Consider the following 16,121-nt stretch of genomic DNA (forward strand, 5'->3'; position numbering starts at 1 on the left):
CCCGCGTCAGGCGCTGCGGACGGTGAGGTACGCGCCCCGCGCCGTGGCGCCCTCGGCTCCGGCCGGGGTCCACTCGGCGGTGACCCGGCCGAGGACACCGGTGTCGTCCCGCTCCCCGTCCTCGGCCGGGCGCAGGGCGCGGTGGAACCGGAGGGCGAGGGGCGCGCCGGTGCCGGGCACCTCGATCCGTACGTCGGTGCCCTCGGGCCCGTCGGCGGTGTCGAGCACCGCGGCGTCGCCCTCCGGGGCGGGGGCGTCGAGGGAGGCGGTGACGGTCGGGTCGGCGGCGTCGCTGACGGACTGCTGCTGGGGCACGGCACGGCCGGCGAGGAGCTCGTACAACTGGCCGACCAGGACCGGGTCGTGGGCGCCGTCGTAGATCCACCGGGTGCCGAGGACCCCGTGCTCGGAGGTGCCGATGAGGGCGGACTCGGCGCCTTCGAGGGGCTTGCCCCGGTACGTCATGGGCACCAGGTACGTGGCCGCGTCCGGGCCCTCTCCGTCGGTGACGGCCATGAACTCGATGCCCACCTCGCCCGCGGGGTCGTCGAGCCGGAACCCGCCGGACTTCACCGGGCGCGGCGCCTCCGGCCCGGCGGCGTACCAGGCCCGGGTCGGCAGCCAGTCGGCGATGAGCTCCAGCTTGGTCGGCTGCATCGTGGTGCGGTGGATGACGGCCATGTGCGGGTCGCTTCCTCTCCTCGGGACCAGGAGCGCCAACGTAACAGAGCGGCGGAAAGGGGCAGTCGGCCTCCGCCGGCCCCCGCGTCCACCCCGCCGGCCACCGTGACCGGGGCCGGCCCGATCAGGCCCCGCGACCGCCGTCGAGGACGGCGGGTGTGGGGCCGTCGGGGCGGACGGTGAGACCGTGGACGGCCTTCCGGGGGACGGAGCGGAAGCGGGGGACGGGGCCGGGCAGCAGGTGTTCGAGGAGGGTGACCGACTCGCGGAGAGCGAACTGGAGGCCCAGGCAGGCGCGGGGGCCGAGACCGAAGGGGAGGTGGGCGCCCGGGTGGGCGGGGCGGCGGCCGGGGGTGGTGAAGCGGGTCGGGTCGAAGGTCTCGGGGGACGGCCAGAGGGCCGGATCGCGGTGGACGAGGTAGGGGCAGACGAGGAGGTCGGTGCCGGCGAGGAGGGTGTGGCCCGCGAGGGTGTCGGCCTCGGTGGCGTGGCGGGGCAGGATCCAGGCCGAGGGGTAGAGGCGGAGCGTCTCGTGGACGAGGGCCTGGACGGCCTCCCGGCGCTCGGGCGAGCCGTCGGGTCCGGCGGCGAGGGCGTGTTCACGGGCCTCCGGGTGCCGGTCCAGGAGCAGGTACAGCCAGGTCAGGGTGGTGGCGGTGGTCTCGTGGCCGGCCATGAGGAGGGTGACGAGTTCGTCGCGGATCAGCCGGTCGGTGTACTCGGGGCGGGTCGCGGACGCCTCGACGAGGACGTGCAGCAGGCCGGGGGCGTCGGGCCCGGCTCCGTCGTCCCGGGCGGCGCGGACGGCGTGCTCGGCGACGGCGTCGATGCGGGCGATGTCGGCGGCGACGGCGGCCTGGGCGGCGACCTTGTCGGCGGGAAGGCTGGGCAGGGCGGCCACCACCCCCGCGACGGCGCCGAGTTCGCGCTCGGTGTCCGGGTCGAGCGGCCGACCCGTGAGGGCGCGCCAGATGGTGTCGAGGGCGAAGCGGCGCATCTCGTCGCCGAGGTCGAAGACCTCCCCGGTGCGGGCGTACGTCTCCCAGCGGGCGGCGGTCACCCGGGCGGCGGCAGTGATCCGGGCCTCGTACCGGCGCATGCCCCGGCCGGTGAACTGCGACTGGAGCAGGCGGCGTTGGCTCTGCCAGGCGTCCCCGCCGGCGGAGAGGACGCCGTCGCCGACGAGGACGCGGGCGCGGTGGGAGCGCTTGACGTACCGGTCGGGGTGATGGGCGAGGACGTGCCGGACGGCATCGGGGTCGGTGACCAGCACGGTGGGGGCGGCTCCGGGCCCGGGGCGGAACGCGGCGACGCCGCCGAGCCGTTCGCGGACGAGGGCGAGGAGTTCGACGAGTTCGCCGCCCCGCTCGTGCCAGTCGGCGACGAGTTCGGGGGCGAGTTCGGGGACCGGGCGTCCTGCCGGACCCGAGCCCTCGCGGGCTCCGGGGGGTGCGGGGATGGCCACGGCGGGGCTCCTCTTCGGCGTCCGCACGCCCTCGCGTGCGGGGTGGCGCGGTCCCCTCGACTGTAGGGGCGCGGAAGGCCGTGACGACAGCGCGGTTCCGGCCGCGGCGGTGGACGGGTGGCCTGAGCTGCGCTTCGTACCGGCAGGAACACCCTGGGAGCGGAGGGAGCCCCCGGAGCCCCCGGAGCCCGGGCCGCGGACCATGGCGGGAAACTCTGAATGGTGGTTCACTTCTTCTCGTGGCCTACCGTAAGACCCCCGCCGAAGTCCGCCGGCTCGACGCCGCGCGGGAGCGTCTGGTCGCCTGCGCCACCTCGGTCGTCGCCGAGGTGGGCTGGGCACAGGCGTCCGTGACCGCGGTCGCCGACGCCGCCGGCATCGCGGCCGGCTCCGTCTACCAGCACTTCCCCTCCAAGGCGGCGCTCGCCGTGGAGGTCTTCCGGCGCGCCGCCGGGCGGGAGGTCGAGGTCCTCGGCGAGGTCCTGGCCGCCCCCGGCGACCCGGTCGAGCGGCTGAGCCGGGGCATCGACGTCTTCGCCCGCCGGGCCCTGGAGAACCGCGGTCTCGCCTACGCCCTGCTGGCCGCCCCGGCCGAGCCCGCCGTCGGCGCCGAGCGGCTCGACTTCCGGCGCCGCTACCGCGCGCTCTTCGCCGAGGTGATCCGCGAGGGCATCGCCGACGGCGCGCTCCCCGAACAGAACGGCGAGATCACCGCCGCCGCGCTCACCGGCGCCGTCGGCGAGGTCCTGGTCGACCCGCTCGGCGCCGTCGGCGCCCCCACCACCGAGGAACTCCTCGCCGACCTCACGGCCATGGCCCTGCGCTGCGCGGGCGCCCCGCCCCCTTAGCCCGGCCACCGGCCCGCCGTACGCCCTTCGCCCTTCGTCCTACGCACTTCGCCCCACGCCGACCAGGACGGGCCCGCCCGGCCCCGCGTCGTCACCGTCCCGTACCGACCCGCCTTCCGGAGGAGCAACCACCGTGACCAGGACTCCCGGCTCCGCCCCCGCGTCCGCCGGCGCCACCGGCGCCGCGCCCCGGAGTCGCCCCACCGCCGTGACGCACTCCGTCACCAACCAGGCCCCGCCGCTGACCGGCCACGACGCCGCCGACGACCCGGTCCTCCTCGAAGGCGTCGAGCGCGAGGGCGCCGGCCGGCACCTGCCGGACCTGCACCGCCTCGGCCGGATCGTCGGCAGCGAGGAGGCCCAGCACTGGGCCGACCAGGCCAACCGCCACGAGCCGGAGCTGCGCACCCACGACCGGTACGGCAACCGCGTCGACGAGGTCGAGTTCCATCCCGCGTACCACCGGCTGATGGACCTGTCCGTCACCGAGGGCCTGGCCGGCGCCGCCTGGGCCGACGACCGGCCCGGTGCCCACGTGGCGCGCGCCGCCGGCTTCATGCTCGCCGGCATGCTGGAGGCCGGGCACCTGTGCCCGGTCTCGATGACGTACGCGGTCGTCCCCGCGCTGCACCACTCCCCCGCCCTCGCCGAGACGTACGTCCCGCTGCTCACCAGCCGCTCGTACGACCCCGGGCTGCGCGCCCCGGCCGGAAAGCGCGGACTGCTCGCCGGGATGGGCATGACGGAGAAGCAGGGCGGCAGCGACGTGCGCGCCAACACCACGACCGCCGTCGAACTACCGGACGGCACCTGGCGGTTGCGCGGGCACAAGTGGTTCACCAGCGCGCCGATGAACGACCTCTTCCTCGTCCTCGCGCAGGCGCCCGGCGGCCTCTCCTGCTTCCTCGTCCCGCGCGTGCTGCCCGACGGCGGCCGCAACACCTTCCGCATCCAGCGGCTCAAGGACAAGCTCGGCAACCGCTCCAACGCCTCCAGCGAGCCGGAGTTCGACGACACCGTGGCCTGGCTGGTCGGCGCCGAGGGCAAGGGCGTGCGGACCATCATCGACATGGTGACGATGACCCGCCTGGACTGCGTCCTCGGCTCGGCCGCCGGCATCCGCGGGGCGCTCGCCCAGGCGGCCCACCACGCCCGCCACCGCTCGGTGTTCGGCGCGACCCTGATCGACCAGCCGCTGATGCGGAACGTCCTCGCCGACCTGGCGCTGGAGTCGGAGGCCGCGACCACCCTCGGACTGCGGCTGGCCGGCGCGGCCGACCGCGCCCGGCTGGGCGACGAGGGCGAGCGCGCCTTCCTGCGCCTGGCCACCGCCGTCGGCAAGTACTGGGTGTGCAAGCGGCAGCCCGCCGCCGTCGCCGAAGCCCTCGAATGCCTCGGCGGCAACGGCTACGACGAGGCCTCGGGCATGCCCCGCCTGTACCGCGAGGCCCCGCTCAACAGCATCTGGGAGGGCTCCGGCAACGTCAGCGCCCTCGACCTGCTGCGCGCCCTGGCCCGCGAGCCGGAGGCCGTGGAGGCGTTCCGTACCGAGATCGAGGCGGCGGCCGGTGCCGACCGGCGGCTCGACGCGGCCTGGGCCGGGCTCCGGGGCGAGCTGCGGGTCACCGAGGACGCGCCGCTGCGGGCCCGCCGGGTCGCGGAGCGGGCCGCGCTGGTGCTCCAGGGCTCGCTCCTGGTCCGGCACGCCCCGGCGGCGGTGGCCGACGCGTTCTGCGCGTCGCGGCTCGCCGGCGACCAGGGCCTCGCCTTCGGCACCCTCCCCGCGACGACGGACTTCGCGGGGGTGCTGGCCCGGCTCCCGGTCTGACGGCCGGCCGCTCCCGCCCCGTCCACCCCCGCCGCGAAGAATTCCGCGGCGGGGGTGAATCCTTCGCGTGCCCCGCCGACTCCTTTCCCCGTACCGGCCGCACGGGCCGGTCCGCGGAAGGAGACACCATGGTCGTCGCACTCGTCGTCGTCGGAGCCGTCCTCGTCGGGGCGTGCAGCTGGCACCTGCTGCGCCGGTACCGGAGCCGAGCCTGACCGGCCGCCCCCACCGGGGCGCGCGGAGCACCACGAGGAAGAGAGACCGCACATGAACCGAAGCTTCTCCTGGCCCGACGAGCGGCTGGTCAGGGCGGCCCAGGACGGCGACGTCGCATCGCTGACCACGGTCGTCATGGAGTCCCAGCCGCACGTGCGGAGGTTCGCCCTGTCGCTCTGCGCCTCTCCGCAGGACGCGGAGGACGCGGCGCAGGAGGCGCTGATCATCCTGTACCGGAAGATCGGCACCCTGCGGGCGACGGGGGCGCTCGCGGGGTGGATGTTCCGCATCGTGCGCAACGAATGCCTCCGGCAGGTCCGGCAGCTCGTCCGGCGGGGCGAGGAGCCCGAGGCCGGGCCGGAGGCGGCGGCCGGGCCGTCCGCCGAGGAGGCCGTCCTGCACCGCCTGGAGGCGCAGAGGATCGCCGCCGCCGTCGGCGCCCTCCCCCGCGACCAGCGGCAGGTCCTCGTCATGCGCGACGTGCAGGGCCTGCCCGGCAGGACCGTCGCCCGCGCGCTCGGCATCGGCGACGCGGCGATGAAGTCCCGGCTGCACCGGGCACGGGCCGCCCTGCGCCACGCCCTGACGGCCCCCGGACCGATCCCCCTCCCGACGACTCCACCCGACCCCCGTCCCGACGAAGGAGCCCAGCGACCGTGACCACCCCACCCACCCTCACCGCCACGAAGCCCACCCCGGCGCCCACCCCGCAGCCCACCCCACATCCCGCCTCGAACCCCGCCCCGAGCCCTGACCCGGGCCCCGGCCACATCCACGAGTTCGCCCAGAGCCCCGGCCACACCCACGAGCACACCCGCAACCCCGGCCATCCCCACGAGCTCGCCCAGAGCCCCGGCCGCGCCGGCAGGCCGGCCCGAGTCCCCGACTACGCCAGCAAGTCCGTCCCCCGCCACCTCGCGCGCGGCGCCGTCGGCTTCGGGCTGATCGCCGGCTCGCTCGCCCTGGTGCCGGTGACCGGTCCGGTCAGCCTGCTCCTGGCACCCCTCGCTCTGATCGCCTTCCGCGGCTGCCCCACGTGCTGGGCGGTCGGCCTGGCGCAGACCGTCTCCCGCGGTCGGCTGGAGCGCCGGTGCGAGGACGGCGTGTGCACCCTCGCCCCGGCCGCCTCCCGGCCCGCCGGTACGCCCCGGCGGTAAATTACCGGCGCTCCGGGAGGAGCGGCTGTTACGGTGGAAGTGACCTTGGCCCTGCGGGGCCGGATTTCTCGACGAGGAGCAGCAGACGTGGCGGGTGACGACGACATCTCCGGGTGAGATCCGGAGCTGACGGCCACCGGACGCGCCGAGGAGCGCGACGCCGGAGTGGCCCGATCGTCGTACCCCTTTTCCCTCGTCCGCCCGGGGCGGAGCCGTGTCCGCCGCCCGCCCCCTTGTCCTCCCCCGAGGTCATCGCCATGTCCCACTCCCCCTCCCCCACCACCGTCGTCTGCTCGGACCTGTCCTTCTCCTGGCCCGACGACACTCCCGTCTTCCAGGACCTGTCGTTCAGCCTGACCGGCGGCCGTACGGGCCTGGTGGCGCCCAACGGCTCCGGGAAGAGCACCCTGCTCAAGCTGATCGCCGGTGAACTGCGCCCCACCGCGGGCTCGGTCACCGTCGGCGGCACGCTCGGACACCTGCCGCAGAGCCTCCCCCTGACCGCCGGACTCACCGTCGCCGACGTCCTGGGCGTGGCCGACGTGATCCGCGCCCTGGACGCCGTCGAGTCCGGCGACGTGAGCGAGGAGCACTTCACCACCATCGGCGACGACTGGGACATCGAGGAGCGCAGCCGCGACCGGCTCGACCGGCTCGGTCTGGGCGGGCTCGCCCTCGACCGTACCCTCGGCACCCTGAGCGGGGGCCAGATCGTCTCCCTCGGTCTCGCCGCGCAGCTGCTCAGGCGGCCGGACGTGCTGCTGCTCGACGAGCCGACGAACAACCTCGACCGGGAGGCCCGGCACCAGCTGTACGACACGCTGGACGACTTCGACGGACTGCTCCTGGTGGTCGCGCACGACCGGGCGCTGCTCGACCGCATGGACAGGATCGCCGAGCTCGGCGGTTCCCGACTGCGCCTGTACGGCGGGAACTTCACCGCCTACGAGGAAGCCGTGCGCGGCGAGCAGGAGGTCGCCGAGAAGAACGTGCGGAACGCGGAGCAGGAGCTGAAGCGGGAGAAGCGGGAGCTCCAGCAGGCCCGCGAGCGCGCCGAGCGGCGGGCGAGCAACGCCGCCCGCAACCTCAAGAACGCCGGGCTGCCACGCATCTTCGCCGGCACCATGAAGCGCGGCGCGCAGGAGTCCGCCGGCCGGGCCGGGCAGACGCACGCCTCCCGCGTGGGCGAGGCACAGGCCCGGCTCGACGAGGCCGGGCGCGCCGTCCGGGACGAGCAGCGCCTCGTCCTGGACCTGCCCGACACCCGGGTGCCCGCCGGGCGGAACCTCTTCCTCGGGGAGGGCATGCGGGTCCGGTACGACGGGCGGGATGTCTTCGCCGGGGGTGGGGTGGACCTGTCCGTGCGCGGTCCCGAGCGGATCGCGCTGACCGGCCCCAACGGCTCCGGCAAGACCACGCTGATGCGGCTGGTCACGGGTGAACTCGCCCCGGACGGCGGGCTGGTCAAGCGCGGCGAGGGGCGGATCGCCACGCTCTCCCAGCGCCTCGACCTGCTCGACCCGGAGCACACGGTGGCGGAGAACTTCGCCGCGTTCGCGCCCGAGCGGCCCGAGGCGGAGCGGATGAACCTGCTGGCCCGCTTTCTCTTCCGGGGCGCCCGCGCGCACCTGCCCGTCGGTGTCCTGTCGGGCGGGGAACTGCTCCGGGCCACCCTCGCGTGCGTGCTGTGCGCCGACCCCGCGCCCCAGTTGCTGCTGCTCGACGAGCCGACCAACAACCTCGACCTGGTCAGCGTGGGCCAGTTGGAGAGCGCGCTCGACGCGTACCGGGGCGCGTTCCTGGTGGTCAGCCACGACGAGCGGTTCCTCTCCGCGATCGGGGTGAACCGCCGGCTGCGTCTGGAGGACGGGGTGCTCCGCACGACGGGGGCCCCGGAGTGACCCGTCCGGCGCCGCCCCGGGCCCTCAGCCGGCCAGCCGGTCGAGCGGCGCCCCCACCAGGTGGTAGGCGAGGAGCATGCTCGCGGTGGTGACGGAGGCGGCCGCGGTGACGGTGAAGAGGGCCCGGGCGGTGCGGGTCCACCAGCCCCGCTGCCAGGCCGCGACCGCGCCCGCCACCACGCCGAGGGGCGCCGCGACCAGGACCGTACCCAGGCCGGTGACGGCGGACAGCAGGGGGGAGCCCAGCGGCACCATCTCCATCATGGCGTTGCCGTCCGCGACGACCGCCGCGAGCGCCGCCGCGAAGGCCACCGCGAGCAGTCCGGTCAGCGCCGCCGCGGCGCGCGCGGCGCGCGCGGCGCGCGGGTGCGGCGGCCGGCAGCGGAGGCGTCGTACGGCCGCCGTCGTGGGGAAGGCGAGGGCGCCGAGGGCGGTCACTGCCAGGCCGGAGCCGAACAGGGCCAGGTGGAGGGCCGGGGACCGGCGCCACGACAGCTTCTCGTAGGCCGTCGTCGGCGTCGCCGAGGAGACGAGGACGCCGTCGGCGGTGAAGGCGAGGGTGGCCTCGCCGCCGCGCTCCCGGAAGAGCCCGCCGCCCAGCGCGGTCCAGCGCTGTTCGCTCCGGTCGGGGTCGAGGGAGAGACCGGTGGTGCGCAGTCCGCGCGGGCCGTCCGCCTCGACCGTGACCGCTCCCACCAGCCCTTCGACGGCCATGAGACTCGTGCGGCTGACCCGGGCGGACCGGTAGCTGCCGCTGTACGTCGCGGCGTCGGGGCCCGCCGCGGTGGGCGGGGTGGCGGGCGCGGGTCCCGGCGGCGCGAGCGCGTCCACGACCTCGTCGATCAGCTTCCTGCCGTCCCGGGCGGCGCGTCCGTCGGTGCCGTCGCCGTTGAACACGACGAAGACGCCCAGGTCCTGGTCCGGCAGGAGCAGCAGGGCGGAGTGGAAGCCGGGGATGTCGCCGTCCTTGAACCAGCCGGTGTGTCCGCCGCGCCGCCACTCCTCGTAGCCGTAGCCGACGCCGGGGAGGCGGGGGTCCTGGCGGTGGTGGACCCGCCGCATCAGATGGTTCGCCGCCGAGTCCGCGGTGAGCTGGTCGACGAGCCAGCGGCCCATGTCGCCCGCGGTGCCGACCGCGCCCGGGCCCGCCGGGCTCCACGCCCCGTACTGACCCCTGGCCTCGATCCATCCCGACGCGCCGTCGGGCCGGTAGCCGCGGGCCAGGTGCGCCGCGATCCGCTCGGGCTGCGGCTGGGCGAAGGTGGTGCCGGTCATGCCCAGTGGCCGGAGGATGTGCGTGTCGACGTAGGCGGGGAAGTCCTGTCCCGAGGTGTCGGCGACGAGCCGGCCGGCGAGGGCGTAGCCGTAGTTGTCGTAGGCGGCGGTCTCCCCGGGGGCGCGCACGCGGGCCGGCCGGCGCGTGGTGAGGCTCTCGGCGAGCGGCTCCACGTCCTGCGGCGCGGCCTTGTTGCGGCCGACGAGGTCGCTGTCGAAGCCCGCGGTGTGGGTGAGCAGGTGGTGCAGGGTGACGGGGCGACCGGGGTGGGTGTCGGGGACGACGACCCCGCGGAGGCGGTCGTTGACATCGGCCTCCGGGTCGATCCGCCCCTCGGTGACGAGCCGGGACGCGGACTGGGCGGTGAACAGCTTGGCGAGCGAGCCGAGGAAGAAGCCGGTGCGCTCGGCGTCGACGGGCCTCCCCGTGCGGACGTCGGCGACGCCGTACCCCTTGGCCAGGACTGTCCTCCCGCCGCGGACGACGGTGACGGCCGCGCCCGGGATGCGGTCGTCCCTCAGGTGTCCGGCGACGGCGGTGTCGACCAGGGACTCCAGTGCGGCGGGGGTCACGGCCCGGGCGGGGGGCGCGGGTCGGGCGGGCGCGGGAGCGGCACCGGCGAGCAGCGCGGTCGTGCTGATCGTGATCGTGGCGGCCATCGTGGCGAGGGCCCGTATCGGCTTCGTACGCATGCGTCGACGATCCCGTCGGGGCACGGGTCGGCGGCAGTGCGAGGCGCACCGGTCGATGTGTATTTCACACGGGTGGGGCGCGGGCGGTGCGGGTGCGGGGTGGGTGCGGCCGTCGGCTGCCACTAGCGTGGCTCCGTGATCACGTGGGGAGACGGGGCGCGGAACCGGCGCCGCAGCCCGCCGGGGGCGGACGGGGACGCGGCCGAGTCGTCGCGGGGGCCGGTGGTCGTCGTCTCGGTGGTGCTCGTGCTCGTGCTGTCCGGGTTCGCCGTCGAGCCCGGCCGGCTGCTTCCGGGACCCGCCGCCGTCCTGGTGCTGCTGGTGCAGCTGGTCACCTGCCTGCCCTGGACGCGGCGGCTGCGCGGGGCGTGGACGCTCGCCGCGCAGATCCTTCTCGCCCCGTGGGCGGGGCTGCCCGGCTTCCTCGCCGCCTCCGTGCTCCTCGCGGTCGAACGGCCGGTCAGGTGGCCGCTGTTCACCCTGGTCGTCCTCGCCGCGGGACCGCTCGCGCCCGGCGACGGCGGCGTCTTCCCCGTGCTCAACGGCATCGGCAACGCCTTCGCCCACGGGCTGGTCATCTACGCGCTCAGCCGGCTCACCGACCTGTACGCCGAACTGAGCGCCACCCGCGGGGCGCTGGCCGCCGCCCGGGTGGCCGCCGAACGGAGGCGTACCGGGCGCGAGTTGGAGGCGGTGCTGGGTTCCGCCCTCGCCTCGGTCATCGCGCTGGCCGGTCGTGGCCGGGGGGCGGCGCGGGAGCTGGTGACGGTGGCGCGGGAGGCGGCGGAGCGCGTACGGGCCGCACCGGCGCCGCAGTCGGCCAGGGACGCGGACACCTCACCCCGGGCCATGACGCCCCGGCTGGCCTGGCCCATCGTGATCGCCACCCATCTCGAATACCTGGCCGTGGGCGTCGTGTTCCTCCTCGGCGAGGGGATACCGCTCTGGCGCGGTGCCCTGTACGTGACCGCGCTCGTCGTCACCATGGCCCTGCAGGCGTACCACTCCCTGCCCCGGCCGCCCGGCGTCCGGCCGAGGTACGCGGGCTGGACGCTCGGCGTCCAGGTCGCCCTGGCCCTGGGCATGCCGGTCGCCCCCGACGGCCCCTACCCCCAGTTGACGGCCTTCGCCGCCGCGTCCGCGCTGATCGTCCTTCCGGCGCGGGCCGCCTGGCCGGCCGCGGCGGCGCTCACCCTGCTCACCGCGGGGGTGGTCCTCGCGCGGGCCGACGGCCCGGGGGCGCACGGCACCGCGCTCCTCGTCCTGGACATCGTGGTGATCACCCTGGTCTTCCACGGGCTGGCCCTGCTCACCGGACTCGTCCACCAGGTGCGGGAGGCCCGTGAGGCGCTGGCCTCGCTCGCCGTGGCGCGGGAGCGGCGGCGCATCGCGCGGGACGTCCACGACCTGCTCGGGTACGGGCTCTCCGCGATCGCCCTGAAGGGCGAGCTGGCCGACCGCGTGCCCGACGCGCGGCAGGCCGAGGGCCACCTCGCCGACGCGGCGCGGCTGGCGGGCCGGGCCCTCGCCGACCTGAGGGCGATCCCCGGGGAGGGGGCCGCGCTCACGCTCGACGCCGAACTGGCCTCCGCCCGCGAGGTCCTGGCCTCGGCGGGCATCGAGGTGCGGGTGCGGGGAACCGCCGGGGCCCTCGGCCCGGCGGCGGAGGCGCTGTGCGCCACGGTGCTGCGGGAGGCCATGACCAACGTCCTGCGCCACGCGCCCGCGACCCGCTGGTGCGAGATCGCGTTCGGAACCGGGTCGCTCCGCGTCACCAACGAGGCCGACCCGACCGCCCGACCGTCGCCTCCCGTCTCCGACACCCCCGCCGACGCCCCCGACGGCAACGGCGGCAACGGCGGCAACGGCATCGGGAACCTGCGCGACCGGGCGGCCCTCCTCGGCGCGCGTCTGCGGGCCGGACCGACCTCGGACGGGCGCGGCTACGCCCTGACGCTGCTCATGGCGCCGTCCCCCGCTCCCACGGCCACGGTCTGACCGGACCCGTCAGGCCAGCCAGCCCTGTTCGCGCGCGATCCGGACCGCGTCCAGCCGGTTGCGGGCGTCGAGCTTGGTGACGGCCGCGCCGAGGTAGTTGCGTACCGTGCCCTGCGACAGGTGCAGTTCGCGGGCGATCTCGGCGAGCCCACCGCCGTCGGCGGCCAGGCGCAGGACGTCCGTCTCCCGCGCGGTCAGCGGACTCCGCTCGGCCGTGAGCGCCGCGGCGGCCAGCTTCGGGTCGATGACGTGCTCCCCGGCGGCCACCCTGCGCACCGCGTCCGCGAGCCGGTCGGGCGGCGCGTCCTTCAGCATGAAGCCGCTCGCCCGGGCCGCGAGCGCGGACCGCAGGACCTCGGGGCGCCCCAGGGCGGTGAGGATCAGGATCCGGCACTCCGGCAGCACGGCGCCCAGGTCGCGGGCGGCCGTCAGGCCGTCCCCGCCGGGCATCTCGACGTCCAGGACGGCGACGGTGGGGCGGTGTGCGAGGGCGGCGGGGACGACCGCATCCCCCCGGGCCACCTCGGCCACGACCTCCATGTCGGGCTCCAGCCCCAGCAGGGCGACCAGGGCCCCGCGGATCAGATGCATGTCCTCGGCCAGCAGAATCCGGATCATGAGGCTCCCCCGCCTGCGGGGCACGACCACCGGCACACCGTGCCCACGAACGATCAAGGGGCCGTCTCAGATCGCTCTGAGACGGCCCCTTGAACCACGACTCTCTCGAGTCGGGACGACAGGATTTGAACCTGCGACCCCTTGACCCCCAGTCAAGTGCGCTACCAAGCTGCGCCACGTCCCGATGCCCGTCTGACCTGGGGTTTCCCCCGGCCCGGCGTGCAAGAGAACAATACCGCACTTCCCCTGGTGGTCACGAACCGCTTTACCCGCGTCACGCGGGGCGGTGGCCGGAAGGCGAGGTCCTGCCGGGCATACGTGGCAGGAAGTCGTCCCTGGACGCTTCCGCCCCTGCGGACGCGGGGGCTCCGGATCACCCGAAACACAGTCCGGAGTGATCGTCAACAGCATCGGTTTCGGACAAAAACTGGGGCAATATTGATCCATCCCGGAAAGATCAACACCATGAAGAGTCGGCCTGTTCGGGACGGGACCACTGCCGATGCACCACCTGCCCGGACCATGCCAGGCAGGCGATTCGCAGGGAGGGACTCGTATGGACAGCTATTTCAGCAGCCGGCTTCATCATCAGCTCCGCGAGACGGTCCGCGGTTTCGCGGAACGCGAGGTGAGACCCCGGATAGCCGAGATGGAGGCCTCCCGGACGGTGCACCACGAGCTGTCCCGACTCATCGCCGAGCAGGGCTGGCTGGGCGCGACGATCAGCCCCGAGTACGGCGGCATGGGCGCCGGACACCTGGCGAAGACGATCATCATCGAGGAGCTCTCCCGGGTCAGCGGCGCCATGGGCGCCATGGTCCAGGCCTCCCAGCTCGGCACCGCCAAGATCGTCCACTTCGGCTCGGACGCCCAGCGCAAGACCTGGCTCCCGAAGGTGGCCGCGGGTGCCTGCCTGCCGACGATCGCCGTGACCGAGCCGGAGTCCGGTGGTCATGTGCTCGGCATGTCGGCGAGCGCGGTGCGGGACGGCGACGACTACATCCTGAACGGCAGCAAGGTGTACGTCGGCAACAGCCACGTCGGGGACCTGCACGGCGTCGTGGCCAGGACCGGGCCCGGTTCGAAGGGGCTCACCGCCTTCCTCGTCGAGTCCGACCGACCGGGCTTCCGGCTCGGCCCGCAGCAGCCCGCGATGGGGCTGCACGGCTTCAGCTTCGGCGAGCTGATCTTCGAGGACTGCCGGGTCCCGGCCTCCAACCGGCTCGGCGACGAGGGCGACGGCCTCGCCGTCGCGTACTCCTCCAGCGTGCTGTACGGCAGGGCCAACCTCACCGCCGTCTCCCTCGGTATCCACCAGGCGATCCTGGAGGAGACCACGCGCTTCGCCACCGAGCGGATCCGCTACGGCAAGCCGCTCTCCGAGCTGCCCACGGTCAAGCTCAAGCTGGGCCAGATGCAGTCCCGGCTGATGACCGCCCGGCTCGCCGCCTACCACGCGGTGCACCTGCTCGATCAGGGTCTCTCCTGCGACACCGAGCTGATGAACGCCAAGCTGGTGAACGTCGAGTCGGCCATCGACTCGGGCCGCAACGCCATGGAGATCCACGCCGCCGCCGGCCTCTTCACCGACCGGTCCATCGAGCGGTACCTCCGCGACGCGCACCACATCTTCGCGCCGGCCGGCACCTCCGACGTCCAGCTCCTCCGGCTGGGCGAGGTCGCGCTCGGCCAGGACAAGGGCAGCTGGTCGGAGCGGCTCTCCGAGCTGGTCCGCACCCCGGAGCTGGAGCCCGCCGCCGTGTGACGGAACGAGTGAGGGCCCGTACGGCGACTGCCGTACGGGCCCTCACCCTGCCCGGATTCGGACCGGACACCGGAACCAGAACTGGAACCCGAACCGGAACCGGAGCCGGGCGGGAACGGGCCGGAAGAGGCTCGTGGGCTCAGAACATCGAGTCCTCGCGGCGGTGGATCTGCTCCACCAGCTCCGCCGCCATCGCCTTGATGGTCTCCAGGCCGGACCGGCCCCACGGCCGGACGTCGGTGTCGACCACGCAGATGGTGCCGAGCGCCACGCCCGTGCGGTCGATCAGCGGCGCGCCCATGTAGGAGCGGATGCCGATCTCGTCGACGACCGGGTTGCCGGCGAAGCGCGGGTAGTCGCAGACGTCCTCCAGGACGAGCGCCTTGCGCCGGACGACGACGTGCGGGCAGTAGCCGTGGTCACGCGCCATGAACCGGCCCACGCCGCCCGCTCCGGCCGCGCCGAGGTCGGAGCCCGAGTGGGAGCCGCCCGGCGTGTGCAGTCCGGCGAAGAACTGCCGGTTCTCGTCGATGAAGTTGACCATCGAGAAGGGGGCGCCGGTGACGTCGGCGAGCCGGTGCGCGAACTCGTCGAACGCCGGGTCCGGCCGCTCCCCGAGGCCGAGTTCACGCAGCCGCCGGACCCGGTCCGGGGCCTCCTTGTCGATGGGGGTCAGGAGGAGGTGACCCGTCGGGTCGTAGGTCATGGCGTGACTCCGAAGCTCGGCGCGTGGGCCGGGGTCGAATTGAGGAGGTGCTGGACGAGGGTCAGGAGGGTGCTGATGGCCGAGCTGGAGATCCGGGCGTCGCACAGCACGATCGGCACGTGCGCGTCGAGGTCGAGGGCCTGCCGGATCTCCTCCCGGTCGTAGCGGAAGGCCCCGTCGAACTCGTTGACGGCCACCACGAAGGAGATGCCCCGCCGCTCGAAGAAGTCGATGGCGGAGAAGCACTCCTGGAGGCGGCGGGTGTCGGCGAGGACGACCGCGCCGAGCGCTCCTTCGGACAGCTCGTCCCACATGAACCAGAACCGCTCCTGGCCCGGGGTGCCGAAGAGGTAGAGGACGTTGCGGTCGTCGAGGGTGATCCGCCCGAAGTCCATGGCCACGGTCGTCGTGGACTTGTTCTCCACGCCTTCCAGGCTGTCGGTGGCAGCGCTGACCGAGGTCAGCAGCTCCTCCGTGCTGAGCGGTTCGATCTCGCTGACGGCGCCGACGAAGGTCGTCTTGCCCACGCCGAAACCGCCCGCCACCAGGATCTTCAGTGCGGTGGGGAAGGGATCGGCCGCGAAGCCGTCATGGCGTTCAGAGCCGCTGTCGTAGGCCATCGAGCACTGCCTCCAGCAAGGAACGGTCGGATGGGTTGGCGTGGAAGCGCGGGGCGCGCGCGGTGAGGGCACCGCAGTCCACGAGGTCGGAGAGGAGGACCTTGGTGACGACGGCCGGGAGCTTTAAGTGCGCCGCGATCTCGGCCACCGAGGTGGGTCCGGCGCACAGTCCGAGGGCCAGGCTGTGCTCGGGTCCCATGTGGGCCTGTGGGCCGGATCCGGTCGCCATCACCAGGGAGAGCAGGTCGAGCGAGGCGGTGGGCCTGGTCCGTCCGCCACTGACGGTGTACGGACGGATCAGCCGGCCGGCCGCGTCGTCGAGCCAGGGCCCTTCCTGCGGAGGAGACACG

The 16,121-nt window shown here is 74.6% G+C and carries 14 protein-coding genes and 1 tRNA gene; 7 read left to right on the plus strand and 8 right to left on the minus strand.

Annotation, left to right across the window (positions count from 1 at the left end):
• Positions 1-6: 6 nt before the first annotated feature.
• Positions 7-681 carry a 1,4-alpha-glucan branching protein gene (locus ACF1BN_RS00875; protein ID WP_392329442.1) on the minus strand — a complete coding sequence of 225 codons (675 nt, stop codon included), beginning with the start codon at positions 679-681 and terminating at the stop codon, positions 7-9.
• Positions 682-805: 124 nt separating this feature from the next.
• The gene (locus tag ACF1BN_RS00880) at positions 806-2,146 is read right to left on the minus strand and encodes a cytochrome P450 (RefSeq protein ID WP_392329443.1); all 1,341 of its coding nucleotides are present in this window, start codon (positions 2,144-2,146) and stop codon (positions 806-808) included.
• Positions 2,147-2,385: 239 nt separating this feature from the next.
• Between ACF1BN_RS00880 and ACF1BN_RS00885 the strand changes: the two genes are divergently transcribed.
• The 5 genes from ACF1BN_RS00885 to ACF1BN_RS00905 all read left to right on the plus strand — a co-directional run bounded on the left by ACF1BN_RS00885 (position 2,386) and on the right by ACF1BN_RS00905 (position 8,096).
• Positions 2,386-2,994, plus strand: a complete 609-nt coding sequence (locus ACF1BN_RS00885; protein WP_392329444.1) for a TetR/AcrR family transcriptional regulator — start codon at positions 2,386-2,388, stop codon at positions 2,992-2,994.
• Positions 2,995-3,202: 208 nt separating this feature from the next.
• Positions 3,203-4,822: an acyl-CoA dehydrogenase family protein gene (locus tag ACF1BN_RS00890; protein WP_392329959.1), complete on the plus strand. Its 1,620-nt coding sequence runs from the start codon at positions 3,203-3,205 to the stop codon at positions 4,820-4,822.
• 267 nt (positions 4,823-5,089) lie between these two features.
• Positions 5,090-5,698, plus strand: a complete 609-nt coding sequence (locus ACF1BN_RS00895) for an RNA polymerase sigma factor (protein WP_392329445.1) — start codon at positions 5,090-5,092, stop codon at positions 5,696-5,698.
• Between the two features lie 110 nt (positions 5,699-5,808).
• The gene (locus ACF1BN_RS00900; RefSeq protein WP_392329960.1) at positions 5,809-6,195 is read left to right on the plus strand and encodes a hypothetical protein; all 387 of its coding nucleotides are present in this window, start codon (positions 5,809-5,811) and stop codon (positions 6,193-6,195) included.
• A gap of 257 nt (positions 6,196-6,452) precedes the next feature.
• Positions 6,453-8,096 carry an ABC-F family ATP-binding cassette domain-containing protein gene (locus ACF1BN_RS00905; protein WP_392329446.1) on the plus strand — a complete coding sequence of 548 codons (1,644 nt, stop codon included), beginning with the start codon at positions 6,453-6,455 and terminating at the stop codon, positions 8,094-8,096.
• 24 nt (positions 8,097-8,120) lie between these two features.
• Here ACF1BN_RS00905 and ACF1BN_RS00910 read toward each other — a convergent pair whose 3' ends face one another.
• Positions 8,121-10,064, minus strand: coding sequence for a serine hydrolase domain-containing protein (locus ACF1BN_RS00910; protein ID WP_392329447.1), 1,944 nt, complete (start codon positions 10,062-10,064; stop codon positions 8,121-8,123).
• Between the two features lie 135 nt (positions 10,065-10,199).
• On the opposite strand from ACF1BN_RS00910, the gene ACF1BN_RS00915 reads away from it, so the two are divergent.
• Positions 10,200-12,062: a sensor histidine kinase gene (locus ACF1BN_RS00915; RefSeq protein WP_392329448.1), complete on the plus strand. Its 1,863-nt coding sequence runs from the start codon at positions 10,200-10,202 to the stop codon at positions 12,060-12,062.
• A gap of 9 nt (positions 12,063-12,071) precedes the next feature.
• Here ACF1BN_RS00915 and ACF1BN_RS00920 read toward each other — a convergent pair whose 3' ends face one another.
• Both ACF1BN_RS00920 and ACF1BN_RS00925 read right to left on the minus strand, forming a co-directional pair.
• Positions 12,072-12,680 carry a DNA-binding response regulator gene (locus ACF1BN_RS00920; protein ID WP_392329449.1) on the minus strand — a complete coding sequence of 203 codons (609 nt, stop codon included), beginning with the start codon at positions 12,678-12,680 and terminating at the stop codon, positions 12,072-12,074.
• Positions 12,681-12,790: 110 nt separating this feature from the next.
• Positions 12,791-12,864: transfer RNA gene (locus ACF1BN_RS00925), tRNA-Pro, on the minus strand.
• Positions 12,865-13,236: 372 nt separating this feature from the next.
• Here ACF1BN_RS00925 and ACF1BN_RS00930 point away from each other — a divergent pair.
• On the plus strand, positions 13,237-14,445 hold the full coding sequence (locus tag ACF1BN_RS00930) for an acyl-CoA dehydrogenase family protein (RefSeq protein ID WP_392329450.1): 1,209 nt from the start codon (positions 13,237-13,239) through the stop codon (positions 14,443-14,445).
• 139 nt (positions 14,446-14,584) lie between these two features.
• Here the strand turns inward: ACF1BN_RS00930 and ACF1BN_RS00935 are convergent, their stop codons facing one another.
• From ACF1BN_RS00935 to ACF1BN_RS00945, 3 genes are read right to left on the minus strand one after another with little or no spacing between them, the layout of a single operon-like run.
• Positions 14,585-15,151: a GAF domain-containing protein gene (locus ACF1BN_RS00935; protein WP_392329451.1), complete on the minus strand. Its 567-nt coding sequence runs from the start codon at positions 15,149-15,151 to the stop codon at positions 14,585-14,587.
• Positions 15,148-15,771 carry an ATP/GTP-binding protein gene (locus tag ACF1BN_RS00940; RefSeq protein WP_392329452.1) on the minus strand — a complete coding sequence of 208 codons (624 nt, stop codon included), beginning with the start codon at positions 15,769-15,771 and terminating at the stop codon, positions 15,148-15,150. The genes ACF1BN_RS00935 and ACF1BN_RS00940 overlap by 4 nt, the downstream gene beginning before the upstream one ends.
• Positions 15,749-16,120 carry a DUF742 domain-containing protein gene (locus ACF1BN_RS00945; protein WP_392329961.1) on the minus strand — a complete coding sequence of 124 codons (372 nt, stop codon included), beginning with the start codon at positions 16,118-16,120 and terminating at the stop codon, positions 15,749-15,751. The genes ACF1BN_RS00940 and ACF1BN_RS00945 overlap by 23 nt, the downstream gene beginning before the upstream one ends.
• Between the last annotated feature and the right edge of the window lies 1 nt (position 16,121).

The sequence above is a fragment of the Streptomyces sp. NPDC014861 genome (genome assembly GCF_043081625.1).
GTDB lineage: Bacteria > Actinomycetota > Actinomycetes > Streptomycetales > Streptomycetaceae > Streptomyces.